This window comes from Rhodanobacter sp. L36 (assembly GCF_009765755.1).
GTDB lineage: Bacteria > Pseudomonadota > Gammaproteobacteria > Xanthomonadales > Rhodanobacteraceae > Rhodanobacter.
Genome location: NZ_LMUV01000011.1, coordinates 1,020,473 through 1,036,718, shown reverse-complemented (window position 1 = coordinate 1,036,718; position 16,246 = coordinate 1,020,473). Strand labels below are relative to the sequence as shown.

Annotated in this window: 17 protein-coding genes; all 17 read left to right on the top strand. The window is 62.2% G+C overall.

Annotation, left to right across the window (positions count from 1 at the left end; all coding sequences use genetic code 11):
* The first annotated feature begins 183 nt into the window (after positions 1-183).
* Complete coding sequence (locus tag GSQ73_RS14340; protein WP_158886491.1) at positions 184-663, top strand: YceD family protein; 480 nt, start codon at positions 184-186, stop codon at positions 661-663.
* Between the two features lie 71 nt (positions 664-734).
* Entirely contained in the window at positions 735-929 is a 195-nt protein-coding gene (gene rpmF / locus GSQ73_RS14335) for a 50S ribosomal protein L32 (protein ID WP_077441856.1), read from the top strand.
* 155 nt (positions 930-1,084) lie between these two features.
* Complete coding sequence (locus tag GSQ73_RS14330) at positions 1,085-2,059, top strand: beta-ketoacyl-ACP synthase III (RefSeq protein ID WP_158885134.1); 975 nt, start codon at positions 1,085-1,087, stop codon at positions 2,057-2,059.
* Positions 2,060-2,194: 135 nt separating this feature from the next.
* The gene (gene fabD / locus GSQ73_RS14325; protein WP_158885132.1) at positions 2,195-3,142 is read left to right on the top strand and encodes an ACP S-malonyltransferase; all 948 of its coding nucleotides are present in this window, start codon (positions 2,195-2,197) and stop codon (positions 3,140-3,142) included.
* A gap of 54 nt (positions 3,143-3,196) precedes the next feature.
* Positions 3,197-3,940, top strand: coding sequence for a 3-oxoacyl-ACP reductase FabG (gene fabG / locus GSQ73_RS14320; protein ID WP_158885130.1), 744 nt, complete (start codon positions 3,197-3,199; stop codon positions 3,938-3,940).
* Between the two features lie 199 nt (positions 3,941-4,139).
* The gene (acpP, locus tag GSQ73_RS14315) at positions 4,140-4,379 is read left to right on the top strand and encodes an acyl carrier protein (protein WP_007805185.1); all 240 of its coding nucleotides are present in this window, start codon (positions 4,140-4,142) and stop codon (positions 4,377-4,379) included.
* A 262-nt stretch (positions 4,380-4,641) separates the two neighbouring features.
* On the top strand, positions 4,642-5,880 hold the full coding sequence (fabF, locus tag GSQ73_RS14310) for a beta-ketoacyl-ACP synthase II (protein ID WP_158885128.1): 1,239 nt from the start codon (positions 4,642-4,644) through the stop codon (positions 5,878-5,880).
* Positions 5,881-5,882: 2 nt separating this feature from the next.
* Positions 5,883-7,229, top strand: a complete 1,347-nt coding sequence (locus GSQ73_RS14305) for an aminodeoxychorismate synthase component I (RefSeq protein WP_158885126.1) — start codon at positions 5,883-5,885, stop codon at positions 7,227-7,229.
* A complete protein-coding gene (pabC, locus tag GSQ73_RS14300) occupies positions 7,229-8,056 on the top strand; it encodes an aminodeoxychorismate lyase (RefSeq protein WP_158885124.1) in 828 nt (275 codons plus the stop codon). Before GSQ73_RS14305 ends, pabC begins: the two co-directional genes overlap by 1 nt.
* Positions 8,053-9,090 carry an endolytic transglycosylase MltG gene (gene mltG / locus GSQ73_RS14295; RefSeq protein WP_158885122.1) on the top strand — a complete coding sequence of 346 codons (1,038 nt, stop codon included), beginning with the start codon at positions 8,053-8,055 and terminating at the stop codon, positions 9,088-9,090. The genes pabC and mltG overlap by 4 nt, the downstream gene beginning before the upstream one ends.
* On the top strand, positions 9,087-9,728 hold the full coding sequence (tmk, locus tag GSQ73_RS14290; protein WP_158885120.1) for a dTMP kinase: 642 nt from the start codon (positions 9,087-9,089) through the stop codon (positions 9,726-9,728). The genes mltG and tmk overlap by 4 nt, the downstream gene beginning before the upstream one ends.
* Positions 9,725-10,660 carry a DNA polymerase III subunit delta' gene (gene holB / locus GSQ73_RS14285; RefSeq protein ID WP_158885118.1) on the top strand — a complete coding sequence of 312 codons (936 nt, stop codon included), beginning with the start codon at positions 9,725-9,727 and terminating at the stop codon, positions 10,658-10,660. Before tmk ends, holB begins: the two co-directional genes overlap by 4 nt.
* Positions 10,661-10,670: 10 nt before the next feature.
* Positions 10,671-11,615 carry a PIG-L family deacetylase gene (locus tag GSQ73_RS14280; RefSeq protein ID WP_158885116.1) on the top strand — a complete coding sequence of 315 codons (945 nt, stop codon included), beginning with the start codon at positions 10,671-10,673 and terminating at the stop codon, positions 11,613-11,615.
* A 131-nt stretch (positions 11,616-11,746) separates the two neighbouring features.
* Entirely contained in the window at positions 11,747-14,617 is a 2,871-nt protein-coding gene (locus GSQ73_RS14275) for an EAL domain-containing protein (RefSeq protein WP_158885114.1), read from the top strand.
* Positions 14,618-14,733: 116 nt separating this feature from the next.
* Complete coding sequence (locus tag GSQ73_RS14270) at positions 14,734-15,087, top strand: PilZ domain-containing protein (RefSeq protein WP_158885112.1); 354 nt, start codon at positions 14,734-14,736, stop codon at positions 15,085-15,087.
* 249 nt (positions 15,088-15,336) lie between these two features.
* Complete coding sequence (locus GSQ73_RS14265; protein WP_158885110.1) at positions 15,337-15,693, top strand: NADH-quinone oxidoreductase subunit A; 357 nt, start codon at positions 15,337-15,339, stop codon at positions 15,691-15,693.
* On the top strand, positions 15,684-16,241 hold the full coding sequence (locus GSQ73_RS14260; RefSeq protein ID WP_158885108.1) for an NADH-quinone oxidoreductase subunit B: 558 nt from the start codon (positions 15,684-15,686) through the stop codon (positions 16,239-16,241). Before GSQ73_RS14265 ends, GSQ73_RS14260 begins: the two co-directional genes overlap by 10 nt.
* Positions 16,242-16,246 lie beyond the last annotated feature (5 nt).

The following is a 16,246-nucleotide window of genomic DNA, read 5'->3' as shown; positions in this document are numbered from 1 at the left end:
GGTAGCAGCTCGCAATGAAGAAGGATTGAGTCTGCCGTATTGCCGGGCGATCAGGCAAAATACCCCTCCGTTTGGTCCGTAGCCATCGCCTGAAGCGCCACGCGGGTTGACTTGAAGCGGCTTCAAAACTAAAATTTGTCGATTATGTCCGTGACACTGCCAGAGTCCGTGGACGCTTGGCGCATGGTCTCGGCGCGGCGTTTATTCGAAGGAACGTTGCCCATCGCGGCCATGTCACGCTTGCGCGAGGCACTGGCTGGTACCGATGGTCTTGTGCATTTCGAGTTGGATTTCGGGCGCGACAGCCTCGGCACCGACTATGTCCATGTTCGCGCGCGGGCATCGCTGACGTTGACCTGCCAGCGCACACTTGAGCCATTTGTGTTGCCGGTTGAAGTGGATACGCGACTGGGCCTGATCAGGTCGGAGCGCGACGAAGCCGGCCTGCCACCGGATTGCGAACCGCTGCTGGTGCCCGAGGATGGCCGGTTGAAGCCGGCTGATGTGATTGAAGACGAATTGCTGTTGGTGCTGCCGCTGGTTCCGGTCAATCCGGACAGCAGCCTGCCCGACGAAGTGACAGGCCACTCGCCGGAAGAAGATTCCACCGGCGAGGGGCGCTCGGAAAATCCGTTCGCGATATTGCGCGAACTGAGGAAGTAAACCACCGACCCGGATCCTTCGATCCAGGTCATGTCGATCCAGATCATCAAAGTTTCCGTTGGAGAAATGCCATGGCCGTTGCCAAGAGCCGCCGTACCCCGTCCACCCGCGGCATGCGTCGTTCGCACGATGCGTTGAAGACCGTGCAGCTTTCCACCGACCCGACCAGCGGCGAGGTGCATCTGCGCCACCACGTCACCAAGGACGGCTACTACCGCGGCAAAAAAGTCATCGAGACCAAAGGCGCGGTGTCGGTCGAAGATTGATTGCAGACCCGGGCCTTCGCGGTTCCGGATGCCATCTAGCGAGACGGCGCGGCGACGCGCCGTTTTGCGTTAATCGACGTTGGAACGTAACGTTGCGGTGTTGCGTGAACGCTGCTCCTCGCGTTCCGCCCATGTTTCCCTTGCTGGATAGTTGAATGGCCCAGATCTACGCCCGTATCGTCGCCACCGGCAGCGCCTTGCCCGAACGCGTGGTCACCAACGCCGATCTCGAAAAGATCGTCGACACCAGTGACGAATGGATCCACAGCCGCACAGGCATCCGCCAGCGCCACATCGTGGCCGACGGTGAAACCACCGGCGACCTGGCTTTCCGGGCGGCGCAGGCCGCATTGGAAGCGGCGGGCATCAAGGCATCCGAACTCGACCTGATTGTGCTGGGCACGACGACGCCGGACATCATTTTTCCTTCCACCGCCTGCCTCGTGCAGCATCGCCTCGGCGCCAACGGTTGCGCGGCATTCGACGTCAACGCGGCCTGTTCCGGTTTTGTCTACGCGCTTGGTATCGCCGACAAGTTCATCCGCAGCGGGCAGTCGAAAAAAGTGTTGGTGATCGGCGCCGAAACGCTGACCCGCATGGTCGACTGGACCGAGCGCGAAACCTGCGTGTTGTTCGGCGACGGTGCCGGCGCGGTCGTGCTTGAGGCATCGAGCGAGCCGGGCATCTACGCCACGTGCCTGCACGCCGATGGCGGTTTCAAGGATCTTCTGTACAACCCCGTCGGTGTTTCCGTTGGTTTCACCGACGAGCCCAATCATGGCGTGCGCATTCGCATGGCCGGCCGCGAAGTGTTCAAGGTGGCGGTGAAGACGCTCGATTCGCTGGTCGAGGAAACCCTGCAGGCCGCCGGCATGGTCGAGTCGCAGATCGACTGGCTGATTCCGCATCAGGCCAATCTGCGGATCATCGAAGCCACGGCGAGGCGGCTGAGCATGTCGATGGATCGCGTCATCGTGACGGTCGACAAACATGCCAACACATCATCGGGCTCGGTGCCGCTCGCGCTCGATTTCGCGGTACGCTCGGGCAAGGTGCAGCGCGGACAGAACCTGTTGCTCGAAGCGTTCGGTGGTGGTTTCACCTGGGCATCGGCGTTGTTGCGTTACTGATTGCTTTTCACGAAGCGCATGAGAGATGCCGCCGTTTAGCGGCATTCTTTTTGTGGACGGTGCACGCGGATACAGCTGCGTATGGGCGGCGATGCTGGCACCATGGCGGTTTTCGCCACGGGAATTCCGGTCTCCATGAGTTCAAGCGCCGCCGCACTCGCATTCGTCTTTCCCGGGCAAGGCTCGCAATCGGTCGGCATGCTCGTCGAACTCGCCGCAGCGCATGAGGAGGTCGAAGCGACATTCGCGGAGGCCTCTCAAGGCGCCGGCATCGATCTGTGGACGCTGGCGATGCAAGGTCCCGAAGACCAGCTCAATCGCACAGAGAACACCCAGCCCGCGTTGCTCGCTGCCAGCGTGGCGGTATGGCGTGTGTGGCAAAAGCTGGGCGGTACGCAACCGTCGCAGTTGTCGGGTCACAGCCTCGGTGAGTACAGCGCGCTGGTCTGTGCGAAAGCACTCTCGTTGCGCGATGCGGCTGCACTTGTGGCCGAACGCGGACGGCTGATGCAGTCGGCGGTTCCGGCGGGTGTCGGTGCGATGGCAGCGATTCTCGGCGGCGACGATGCTCAGATCGCTGCTGTGTGCGAAGAAGTCGCCCAGGGGCAGGTCGTATCGCCCGCGAATTTCAACTCGCCCGGGCAACTGGTGATCGCAGGTCACGCCGAAGCCGTTGATCGCGCATTGGCGCGTCTGGCCGAACTCGGTGTGAAGAAAGCGATCAAGCTCGCGGTATCGGTTCCATCGCATTGCGCGTTGATGCGCGACGCGGCGGATCGTCTCGGCGAGCGCATGGCGTCGATCGATTGGCAGATGCCGTCGATACCGGTCATTCAAAACGCCGAGGCGCGCAGCTATGACACGGTGGAAGACATCCGCAGCGCGTTGCAGCAACAGTTGTATCTCCCGGTTCGGTGGATGCAATGTGTGCAAGCACTTGCTGCCGGTGGTGCCACGCGCATCGTTGAATGCGGCCCTGGCAAGGTGCTGAGCGGCTTGATCAAGCGCATCGACAAGACCATCGAAGCGCGCGCCATTGGTACGCCGACCGAAATGGATTCGGTTCGCGGCGAGTGGACGTGATCCGACACTTCTTTTGTTCTTTTGATCTCCTGTTTTGAAATCTGGAACCTCTCAATGAGCAATGCACTGCAAGGTGAAATCGCACTTGTTACCGGCGCCAGTCGCGGTATCGGTGCCGCGATCGCCGACGAACTGGGGGCAATGGGCGCCACGGTCATCGGCACCGCAACCAGCGAAGGCGGCGCGACGGACATCGGCGAGCGGCTCGCCGCGCATGGCGGCCATGGCCGTATGCTCGACGTGACCGACACGGCCTCTGTCGATGCACTCGTCGATGCCATTGGCAAGCAATTCGGCGCGATCTCGATCCTCGTCAACAATGCGGGCATCACGCGCGATCAGTTGCTGATGCGCATGAAGGAGGACGACTGGAACGTGATCCTCGACACCAACCTCAGCTCCGTCTATCGCACTTCCAAGGCGGTGATGCGCGGCATGATGAAGGCGCGCAAGGGCCGCATCATCTCGATCGCTTCGGTGATCGGACTCACCGGCAATCCCGGGCAGGCCAATTACGCGGCGGCCAAGGCAGGCATCATCGCGTTTTCCAAATCGCTCGCACGGGAAATCGGCACGCGTGGCATCACGGTGAATGTCGTGGCGCCCGGCTTTATCGACACCGACATGACCCGCGCTTTGCCGGAAGAGTCCAAGCAGGCGCTGCTCGGTCAGATCGCACTGGGTCGTCTCGGCGACGTGGCCGATATCGCCAAGGCAGTGAGTTTCCTGGCGTCGCCTGCCGCGGCGTATATCACTGGCGAAACCCTTCACGTCAACGGTGGTATGTACATGCCATGAGGTTTACGTTGGCGATGGTCGCCAGCAGCTTCGTTTTAGGCGACAATTGCACGTTCGCGTCAGTCAGGACGACTTGGCGCCATGTGTCACCGGCGGATCATGGCGGCGCCTCCGCTTAACCATTACAATGCCGCCGGCCTTTTGCAGGCATCACGCCGGCACAGACAAACAACTACTCCTTGAGAGAGGTATGGGCAACATGAGCACCATCGAAGAGCGCGTCAAGAAAATCGTCATTGAGCAGTTGGGCGTGAAGGAAGATGAAGTCACGGCGAATGCTTCGTTCGTGGACGATCTGGGCGCAGATTCGCTGGACACGGTCGAGCTGGTCATGGCCCTCGAGGAAGAGTTCGAGACCGAGATTCCGGACGAAGACGCCGAGAAGATCACCACCGTGCAGCAGGCTGTCGATTACATCAAGGCCCATTCCAAGGATTGATCGATCACGTGCATCGATCGGGTTCGCCTGGTCGATACGCGGAATCGATGCGTGACGGACAGGTGTTTCACGTTGCCTGACCATCCATGTGGCTATACCGAACGCTGCGCCGACAAGGCGCAGTTTTCGTTTCTGCAAGTTGTAACGTCCGATCCCGTATGGTGCGCGCGGTGCGTCCTTGCCGGTTGGCTTGACGTATCTGCAATCCGTGGCGCGAGAGATTTGCCAGCAGCGGGTTCACGGAATCACGAAGGAAGACAGCATGAGCAAGCGACGCGTGGTAGTGACCGGCATGGGCATCATCTCGTCGGTCGGCAACGATATCGCCACCGCCTGGGATCACGTCATCAAGGGCGAAAGTGGTATCGGCCCGGTGACTCATTTCGACGCCTCCGCATACGCCACGCGTATCGCCGGACAAGTGCGTGATTTCGATCCTGCTCAATGGATGGCGGCGAAAGACGTCAAGAAGATGGATCCCTTCATCCACTACGGTGTCGCCGCCGGCACACAGGCGCTGCGCGATTCCGGGCTCGAAATCACCGAGGAGAATGCACCGCGTATCGGCGTGGCCGTGGGTGCAGGCATTGGCGGTCTCTACACGATCGAAGCGACCACGCTGGAATTGAACGCGAAGGGCCCGCGCCGCGTGTCGCCGTTCTACGTGCCCAGTTCGATCATCAACATGGTCTCTGGCCAGTTGTCGATCATGTTCGGTCTGAAGGGTCCGAACATCGCCTGTGTCACTGCATGCACCACGGGTGCGCACAATATCGGCCTGGCCGCGCGAATGATCCAGTACGGCGATGCCGACGCGATGATCGCCGGCGGCGCCGAGTTCGCCACGACAGGCACTGCAATGGCGGGCTTCTGTTCGGCCAAGGCCATGTCGACTCGCAACGACGAGCCGACCAAGGCCAGCCGTCCGTGGGACAAGGATCGCGACGGATTCGTGTTGTCCGACGGCTCCGGCGTGCTGATGCTCGAAGAATACGAAATGGCCAAGGCGCGCGGCGCGCGCATCTATGCCGAGCTGGTCGGGTTCGGCATGAGCGGCGATGCGTATCACATGACGGCGCCGAGCGAGGGTGGTGAGGGTGCAGCGCGTTGCATGCTGGCCACCCTGAACGACGCCAAGCTCAACACGACCGACGTGCAGTACATCAATGCGCACGGCACCTCCACGCCACTGGGCGATCTGGGCGAAGTGATGGCCGCCAAGACGGTCTTCGGCGATCATGCGTACAAGCTGGCGATGAGTTCGACCAAGTCGACGACCGGGCATCTGCTCGGTGCAGCCGGCGGCGTCGAGGCGATCTTCACCATCCTCGCGCTGCGTGATCAGGTGTTGCCGCCGACGATCAACCTCGACGAGCCGAGCGAAGGTTGCGACCTGGATTTCGTGCCGCACACCGCACGCGATGCGAAGTTCGACGTGGCCATTTCCAACTCGTTCGGCTTCGGCGGCACCAACGGCACGCTGGCGTTCCGTCGCGTCTGAGCGTGACCTGCCATCGGCGTATCCTGAGCGGCCGGCGCGATCTTCTCGCGCCGGCCGCTGCTTTTCCGCAACGCTATCCGTGCCTGCTTGAAAGTGTGGTGCGCGGCACGGCGCAATCGCGCTTCGACATCCTGTTCGCGCTTCCGCGCGACAGCCTCACGCTATACGCAGATGGACGTCTAGTTGACAGCGCGGCAAGCCTTGTCGAAGGCCGCTTCCTCGACGCGCTTGATGCGGCGTGGCGGGCGGAACGGCTGTCGGCCTCCGACGACGATCTGCCTTTCCACGGCGGCTGGGTGTTGCTGCTGGCGTACGAACTGGCGGCGCAGATCGAACCGACGCTGCATCTTCAATCTTCCCCCGTTCTGCCTGTAGCGTTGGCCTTGCGTTGTCCCGCGGCGGTGATTGTCGATCACGCCAACGACTGCACGATCCTCGTGGCCGAAGCGGGCTGCGAAGAATTGCTCGACGAGATGGAAGCCGGTCTTTCGGCGACACCTTCTATTCCTTCGCTACCTGTACTGAAAGAATGGAACGAAGACGCACCTGCGTTGTTCCTCGACGGCGTCGATCGCATTCACGAACACCTGCGCGATGGCGACATCTTCCAGGTCAATCTTTCGCGGGCATGGCATGCGCGTTATCCGCAAGCCGTCTCGCCGGCGTCGTTGTACTCGGTGCTGCGCGAGGCGAATCCCGCACCATTTGCCGGACTGCTGCAACAGCCGGGATGGTCGGTGGTGAGCTCGTCGCCGGAGCGACTGGTGGAAGTGCGCAACGGCGTCGCGCAGACGCGGCCCATCGCCGGCACACGCCCGAGATTGCCTGGCGATGACGAACTCGCGCGCATTCGCGAGTTGAGCGCGCATCCGAAGGAACGTGCCGAGCACGTCATGCTGATCGATCTCGAACGCAACGACCTTGGTCGCGTCTGTGTGCCGGGCAGTGTCGTGGTGGACGAGCTGATGGTGGTGGAAAGTTACGCGCATGTTCACCATATCGTCTCCAATGTACGGGGCCGCCTGCGCGCCGACGTAACGCCGGGCGAAATCATCGCCGCCACGTTTCCCGGCGGAACCATCACCGGTTGCCCCAAGGTGCGCTGCATGGAAATCATCGCCAATCTCGAAGATGCTCCACGCGGCGCCTATACCGGCGCGCTGGGCTATCTCGATCGCAATGGCGATCTCGATCTCAACATCCTCATACGCACGCTGACGCTCACCGGCGATGAAGTGAGTCTTCGTGCCGGTGCGGGCATCGTCGCCGATTCGGTGGCGGCGCTGGAGCTGGACGAAACTCGCGCCAAGGCGCGCGGTCTGCTGCGCGCGCTGGGAGTGCCGGACTGATGTCGGTGCGCATGTTGGTCAACGGGGAATCAAAAGATTCCGTTTCCGCGCTCGACCGTGGCTTGAGCTATGGCGACGGATTGTTCGAGACCATTCGCTTCGTCGGCGATGTTGCGCCGCTATGGAAGCGCCACATGCAACGACTCGACGATGGTTGTCGTCGCCTCTCGCTACCGGTGCCCGATACATCAGTTCTGCAACAAGAAGCGCGAACAGTTGTGCAAGGCATGCTGCACGCCGTGGTTCGCATCACGCTGACGCGCGGGACGGGCCCGCGCGGTTATGCGCCGCCGTCGATGCCGCAGGTTACGCGAGTGGTTGCGGCTTTCGATCCGCCGACGTTCGATCAGGCCGTTCACGACGATGGCGTTCGCATGCGTGTGTGTGAGGTTCATCTTTCCGAACAACCGTTGTTGGCCGGGATCAAGCATTTGAATCGGCTGGAACAGGTGCTGGCCCGTGCCGAGTGGAACGCTCTGGATATCGGCGAAGGCCTGTTGCGCGACATGCACGACCGTGTGATTTCGGCGACCATGGCCAACCTGTTCGTGGTGATCGATGGCGTGCTGACGACGCCTTCACTGGAACGTTGCGGCGTGGCGGGGGTGGCGCGTGCGGAAATTCTGGCGACACTGCCGCACGTGCATGTGTGCGACATGACGCTCGACGCGCTGCATGGCGCGCGTGAGGTCTTTCTCAGTTCGAGCGTACGCGGCATCCTGCCGGTTCGTTCGCTGAATGAAGTTGCCTATGCGCCGGGTCCGACAACGCGAACGCTTCAACGACATTGGCGCAACCTGGGATTTTCGATGGAGCAGGCTGGATGAATCGCAAATCGATGCACGGACGTGCGCTGTCGCGCATGCTGGTTGTCGTCGTGCTGCTGGCGATTGTCGGCGCGCTGTTCTATGGCTGGAACGAGTTCAACCGTTTCAGTCGCGCGCCGCTCGATATTTCCGTGCAAGGCGGTAGCGTCGACGTCGGACGCGGTACCAGTTTCCGCAATATCGTCGGTGAGCTGCGTGAGCGTGGCGTCACGCACGCTAACCCGATCTACTGGCGACTGCTGGCCGAGCAGATGCGCGTCGCCGACCGGCTGCACGCGGGTGAATACGCGCTGGACATCGGCATCACGCCGCGACAGCTGCTTGCCAACATGGCCGCGGGCAAAGTCCTGCAACGCAATTTCACCATCGTCGACGGCTGGAGCTTCGCCGAACTTCGACAGGCGCTGTCGCAGGCAGACAAGTTGCGTCACGACAGCGCCGGTTTGGACGACGCAGCGATCATGCAGAAAATAGGCTCCCCCGGCGACGCGCCGGAAGGCCGCTTTCTCCCGGAAACCTATGCCTATGTGAAAGGCGATGGTGACCTGGACATCCTCAAACGCGCGCATGCCGACATGAGCAAGACACTCGATGCGCTTTGGCCGGCGCGCGACAAGAATCTGCCGCTGGCCACGCCGTACGATGCGCTGATCCTCGCCTCCATCGTGGAGAAGGAAACCGGCCGGGCCGACGAGCGTGCGCGCATTGCCGGCGTGTTCGTGCGACGCCTTGAAAACCACATGCTGCTGCAGACCGACCCGAGTGTGATCTACGGCATGGGCGCGTCGTATCTGGGCAATATCCACAAAAGCGACCTCACCACCGACACGCCCTACAACACATACACGCGCGCGGGTTTGCCGCCGACGCCGATTGCGCTTCCGGGCAAGCCGGCGCTGATGGCTGCGCTACATCCGGCCGCGGGCACGGACTTGTATTTCGTGGCGCGCGGCAACGGTGAGCATGTGTTCTCCAGCACGCTCGAAGAACACAATCGCAATGTCGATTGCTATCAACGGAAACATTGCCAGTGACTTCGACGCGCGGAAAATTCATCAGCCTCGAAGGTGGCGAAGGCGCCGGCAAAAGCACCTTGCTCGCCGGGCTTCGTGAGTACATCGAAAGCCATGGCATCGACCTCGTGCAAACGCGCGAACCCGGTGGCACCGCGTTGGGCGAAGCGGTGCGTGGCATCGTGCTCGATCCTGCGCAGAAAGGCCTTGCTGCCGAAACCGAACTGCTGCTGATGTTCGCCTCGCGCGCGCAGCTCGTGCGCGAAGTGATCGAACCGACGTTGAGCGAGGGCCGCTGGATTCTTTGCGATCGTTTCGCCGATGCGAGTTATGCGTATCAGGGCGGTGGTCGTGGCCAACCGTTGCAACGCATCGCCGAGCTCGAACGCTGGGCGTGCAAAGGCGTCGTTCCCGATTTGACCTTGCTGCTGGATGTGCCCGTGGCGATCGGTCGCGCCCGCGCGAGCGGACGCGGCGATGCCGACCGCATCGAAGTGGAGACCGATGCGTTCTTCGAGCGCGTTCGAGCGAGTTATCGCGCGCGCGCCGCCGCCGAGCCATCGCGCTTCCACGTGATCGACGCGAGTCGCAGCCCAGCCGATGTGCTCGCCGATGCCACACGTGCGCTTTCATCGCTCGTCGTGGAAACGCGATCGTGAGCACCTTGCCCTGGCATGCCGAGCACTGGACGCGGTTGCAGGCGCGACGGGAGCGCGATGCGTTGCCGCACGCGCTGCTCGTGTGCGGGCCGACGGGTCTGGGCAAGCGGGCTTTCATCACGCGTTTCATTGGCGGGCTGTTGTGTCAGACGCCGGTGAACGGCGATGCCTGCGGACACTGTCGCAATTGCCTGCTGGTAGCAGCTGGCTCGCATCCGGATTTGATCGGGTTGAGTTTCGGCCTGCGCAAGGACGGCGTGCAGCGCGCGGAAATCGTGGTGGATCAGATTCGCGAACTCTCAACGCGGCTCGCCATGCGCAGCCAGTTCGGCGGATGGCAGGTGGCCACCATCGATCCCGCCGATGCTATGAACATGGCTGCTGCGAATGCGCTGCTGAAAACGCTTGAGGAACCGTCCACACAGACGTTGCTGATCCTGCTGGCCGATGCGCCGTGGCGATTGCCGCAGACCATTCGCAGTCGCTGCCAGCGAATCGAATTTCCATTGCCGATCGCTGACGAAGCGCTCGCATGGCTGCAGGCCGAGGGTGTGCGCGATGCAAAAGCTGCGCTCGATGCTGCCGGTGGAAACCCCGGGCTGGCGCGTTCGTGGGCGGCCGAAGGCGCGCTCGATCAGCGTCTGGAAGTTCGCAAGGATCTGGCGGCGCTGGCGGCCGGTCGTGGCCAGACGATGGAAGTGGTCAAACGCTGGCTCGACAACCAGCCCGCACAACGCCTGTGGTTTGCCGCGCAAGCCGCGGCTGATGAACTGAAAGCCCGCGCAGATGGCGGTTCCGGACCGATGGCCAGCGCGCTCGACGAAGAAATGCTCGGGCAGTGGTATCACGCGGTCAATCGAACGCGCGAAAGTCTGCGAGGTCCGTTGCGCGGCGATCTTCTTCTGCTTGAATTGCTGGCGCAGTGGCGTTGATGTTTCCGCCATGAGCAAGGCGTCTGCGAATGCTCGCACCACGGCGCCTGTTTTTTCCGCAGCGACACGACTGCTGGTCATTGCACCACATCCGGATGACGAAACGATCGCGACGGGGTTGCTGATTCAGCAGGTGCGTGCCGCTGGTGGCAACGTGCGCATCGTGTTGCTGACCGATGGCGACAACAATCCGTGGCCGCAGCGATGGATGGAACGACGCTGGCATATCGGCATTGCCGAACGACGGCGCTGGGGCAAACGCAGGCATGCCGAGGTCGCGCTGGCGATGCAGCGACTGGATGTTTCCGCGTCGTCGCTTCAATCGATGGGCTGGCCCGACATGGGCCTCACCGATGTGTTGATGCATCGCGGGGGGCAGGCCGTGGCGTCGATGGCCGAGGCGATCGAGGCTTACCGCCCCAACCTTGTCGTCATGCCTTCGATCGATGATCGCCATCCGGATCACGGAGCCGCGCACGTGCTGGTTCGGTTGGCGCTTGCTAGTGTCGATCACGCGCCCGAGCAGTGGACGTATCTGATCCACGGGCGGTCTCGCGAGTTGCTGGACATTGAACTGCATGGGTCAAAAGAGCAGCAGGCAAGGAAGGTGGCCGCGCTCGACGCGCATCGCACGCAGATGGCGCTGAGCGGCCGCCGCATGCACCGGCTGGCCGGCGACTCCGAGCGGTTTGCCACGGTTTCTTTCACCACACCTGTTTCGGCGTTGCCTTGGAAGCCGCCGTCATGGATGCATCCATGGCTGCGCGTGAACATCGCCACTCGTGCGGGCATGCAGAGTTGGCCATGGCGGGATGCACCCTTGCGGCGCGACGAGCGCGGCAGCTATCACCTCGTCGATGCGTCATCGGCAGAACCCGGCCTGCGCTTCGTCAAGCTGACGTCCGATCTGCGTACGTTCTGGATCTTCGATCACTGGGGCTGGCAAAAGGCATAGGGCGTTTTGCCCATGGCTTGCGGCTTGCGCGACGTGGATGACAGGGCTAGTTTCTGCGGCAGGGGGGATGATGTGGGCGCACCTGGAGGTGGCTTCGTCCCGGGCACGTCATCGATGTCAGAGCAGCTCGCATGCGCAGTCCGGATCACAACTCGAACAGGGACGACCAAGGCGTGGCCGCGTCCGGCGAAAGCTTCTACGCGGCGCTGTCGGACATCGGGCAGTTGCTGGTGCGTTCGCTCGACCCCGCGGTTCTCTATGAAGCGGTGATCGAAGTACTGCAGCGACGCATCGGCGCGATGCTGGTGATGATCGGCGAAGTCGATCGCGAAAGCGGCATGTTCCGGCGCATCGCGCCATCGAGAATTTCACCAGGAATGCAGGACATCTATCCAGAACGGCTGCCCTTCGCACTGGCGCAACTGTCGTTCTGGCAGGGAACACCGCAACTGGAAACGGACGTCCGCAATCTTGCGGGCCTCGAGCCATTTCGCCAGGCGTATGTGCGACACGACGTGATGTCGTCGATCGCGGTGCCGGTGATGAAGTTCGGCGAAGTGCGAGCAGGCTTGGTGATCCGCTCGGCGCACGCCGGCTTTTTTTCACCTGCGATGATCGAGTTGCTTCGGCAGGCCGCGGCGAATATCGGGCTGGGACTCGAAGCGCACGAACAACGCAAACTGCTGCTGCAGTCGGTGCGTGACGAAGCACGCCAGCGACGCGCGCTTCGTCTGCTCAGCGAAATGGTCAAGGTGGTCACGCACAGCGTGGACGAACCAGGGCTGCTCGCTGATGCGTGCCGCGTGGTGCGTCAAACCGGCGATTATCCAGCCGCATGGATCGGACTTCTCGACCGCCATGCGACAAACACGCTGCGGACCGCTGCATGCGAGGACGGCACGAATTCGTCGTCGATCGAAGCAAGCCTGGACATGCTCGATCCCGCGCACATGGACGACGCGGTGATGACCGCGATGCGCGGCGGACAATCCAGCGTGAAAAGGTTGAAGCCCGGAGGCGCCGCGCCGCGTCCCTTCTCCGGCGTGAATCACGATCTGCATTCCATGCTGGCGTTGCCGTTGCGTGTCGATGGCGCGCTGATCGGCGTACTCGTGATGGGCGCCGCCAACGCGCACGTGTTCTCGTCGGTGGAGACGCAGGTGTTCTCAGAGATGGCGGTGGAATTGGGACTGGGCATCCAGATGCAGCGTGCGCGTGCCGCGCGGCTGATGGCGGAGAGCGATTTGCGTTTCAACCTGCAGCATTTTCGGACCGTGCTCGCAAACCAGTACGCCGGCATTCTGGTGATGGCGCAAAACGGCCGCGTGAAATTCGCCAACGATGCATTCTGCAAATTGTTCAAGCTGTCCGAAACGCCTGCCGAACTGGAAGGCTCTTCCATGGCCGATATGTTCATGCGGTTGAAAGCGATCTACGAGCACCCCGAAAAGGAGTGGCAGCGGATTCAGCAGATCCTGTCGCGCAACGAAGTGGTTCGTGGCGACCAGGTGTCGATGAGCGACGGTCGCATCTTCCTGCGCGATTTCACACCGATCACGATCGACGACGAGCCGCAAGGATGGTTGTGGCATCAGCGCGACATCACCGAACAGAAAATGCACGAGGCGCGGGTTGAACGGCTGGCGTTCTATGACGTGGTGACCGGGTTGCCGAACCGTCGACTGCTGTTCGAGTTGCTTGAACAGGCGCGCAGCCGCGCCGGTGCGCAACATTCATTGCTCGCGGTCGGCGTGCTGGATCTCGATCGCTTCAAGAACGTCAACGACACGGTCGGTCACGGCGGCGGAGATCGCGTGCTGGCCGAGGCGTCGGCGCGCATTCTCGGCATGTTGCGCGAGGCCGATGTACTCGCGCGTTTCGGTGGCGACGAGTTCGCGCTGGTGATCCCCGGCCTGGACAGCAGGGAGCAACTGGAGGTGATCAGTCGCTGCGTTTTGCAGGCACTGCGCGCGCCGTTCCATCTGGCGGACGAGCAGCTTCATCTTTCGGCCAGCATCGGCTGGACGCTTTATCCGCTGGACGATTCCGACGCCGAAGGGCTCGTTCGTCATGCCGACCTCGCCATGTATGTCGCCAAGGAAGACGGCAAGGATCGCGACGCGCTGTACGAGCCGGCGATGGAGTTGGAGCAGGTTCGGCTGCAGGCCATGCGCGATCGGTTTGCGCAGGCCTTGAAACACGCGCATCTGAAGCTGTTGTTCCAGCCGATCGTGTATATCGATGGCCTGCCTGGATCGAACGGCGTGGCCGGCATGGAAGCGCTGCTTCGCCTGCACGACACCGATGAGGGCCTGGTCGAGCCCGTGGATTTCATGCACGTGCTGGACGATCCGCAACTGGCACGGCCGATCGGGCGCTACGTGCTGGATGAGGCGTTGCGACAATGCCAGACGTGGATGCGCCATGGCCTGTCGCTGCCGGTCTCGGTGAATATCAGTACACGGCACCTGCTGCATCCGGCTTTTTTCAGCGACATCGATGCCGCGCTCGAAAGCTATCCGAAGGTGATGGACGTGGGCTTTGGCATCGAGGTGACCGAGACCGGGCCGATGATGGACCATGCGCGGGCCAAGATCGTCATCGAAGAATGCCGCCGTCGCGGCATCCGCGTCGGGCTGGACGACTTCGGCACCGGCAGTGCGTCGCTCAGTCACATCCAGCAACTCGACATCGAGCACATCAAGCTCGATCAGAGCTTCGTGAAGAACATCCTCAGCGACGAACGCAATATGGCGATCGCTGCGGGCGTCATCACCACGGCGCGTCTGCTCGCCAAGACGGTGATCGCCGAAGGTGTGGAGACGGCGGAGCAGGGCGATTTGCTGGCGTCGCTGGGCTGTCATCAATTGCAGGGCTTTTCGATTTCCCGGCCGATGCCCGGCCCGTCGGTGCCGAACTGGGTTGCCCGGTGGATTCCGCCGTCGTCGTGGGGGCGACTGGTCGGCGAACGTCGCTCGCAGATCGCGAACCGCAAGGCGTAAGCACCCAAAGACGTCCCTGAGACCCAGCATCGCCGCAAAGGTGGTGCGCGCGGACCACACCGTCTAAGATCGGCCCAGGGTGAGCGGACCGTTCGATCGTCCGTCAGGAGTGCAGCATGAAATCCGCAGGCGCCCGTCAGGGCATCATTTCTCTGAAGATCAAAGACGCCGCGTCGCTGTACAACGCGTACATGCCGTTCCTCAAGAATGGCGGTCTGTTTGCGCCGACCGCGCAGTCGTACACGCTGGGCGATGAAGTGGTCCTGCTGGTCACGCTGGCCGAAGAAACCGAACGGCTTTCGGTAGTTGGCAAAGTGGTATGGATCAGTCCGCTCGGCGCGCAGGGCAATCGCACGGCCGGCATCGGCATCCATTTCAACGAGTCGAGCGATGCCGAGGCGGCGCGCAGCCGGATCGAGAATATCCTTGCCGGCACGTTGGCCTCCGAGCGGGCCACGCATACGATGTGACGATGCCGTCACGCCATCGGCGCATGCCGCCGATCGTACGTTCGCAGTCGTCAATACTTGTCGTCTTACCCATGCGCGCTGATACAATGGCGTGATTCGCGATCCCACCTCGCGGAATATCGGACGCTCGCGGTTTCATGCCTGCGAACGTGGCTCACGCCCAAGGCTGTTTCGGCCTGCCGGATCGAAAGTCGCCGGACCGTCCCCGCGGTCACTGATGCGCCCGAGGGCGCGGAGGTACGTTGCATCGTGCTTGCCGAATACTGGCCCGTTCTGCTCTTCATCGGCGTCGCCACCGGACTCGGCCTCGTGCTGCTGGCCATCGGCCTGCTCGCCGGACCGAGTCGTCCCGAAGCGGAAAAACTCGCACCGTACGAATGCGGCTTTGAAGCATTCGAAGATGCACGCATGCGCTTCGACGTTCGCTATTACCTGCTGGCGATCCTCTTCATCATTTTCGATCTTGAAATTGCCTTCCTGTTTCCGTGGGCGGTGGTGTTCGAAAAAATCGGCGTCACCGCGCTGACTGAAATGGCCGTGTTTCTGCTGCTGCTGATCGTCGGCTTTGCCTACGTGTGGAAGAAGGGAGCGCTCGAATGGGAGTGATCGATTCCATCAGTCGCACAATGCACAACCCGCCGCCAGTCAATGTCGTCGACGACATCCTCCGTCCGGGCGGCGACAACCCGCTGGTGCAGCGCGGCTTTGCCACCGCGCGCATGGACGAGTTGATGAACTGGGCGCGCACCGGTTCGATGTGGCCGATGACATTCGGCCTGGCCTGTTGCGCAGTCGAGATGATGCACGCCGGCGCGGCGCGACTGGACCTCGATCGCTACGGCGTGATCTTCCGCCCGAGCCCGCGCCAGTCCGACGTGATGATCGTGGCCGGCACGCTGGTCAACAAGATGGCTCCGGCGCTGCGCAAGGTCTACGACCAGATGCCGGAGCCGAAATGGGTGATCTCGATGGGCAGCTGCGCCAATGGCGGCGGCTACTACCACTATTCCTATTCGGTGGTGCGCGGTTGCGATCGCATCGTGCCGGTAGACATCTACGTGCCCGGCTGCCCGCCGACGGCCGAGGCGTTGATCCACGGCATCCTGCAGTTGCAGAAAAAAATCCGCCGCACCAGCACCATCGCGCGTTCGTGAGGCTC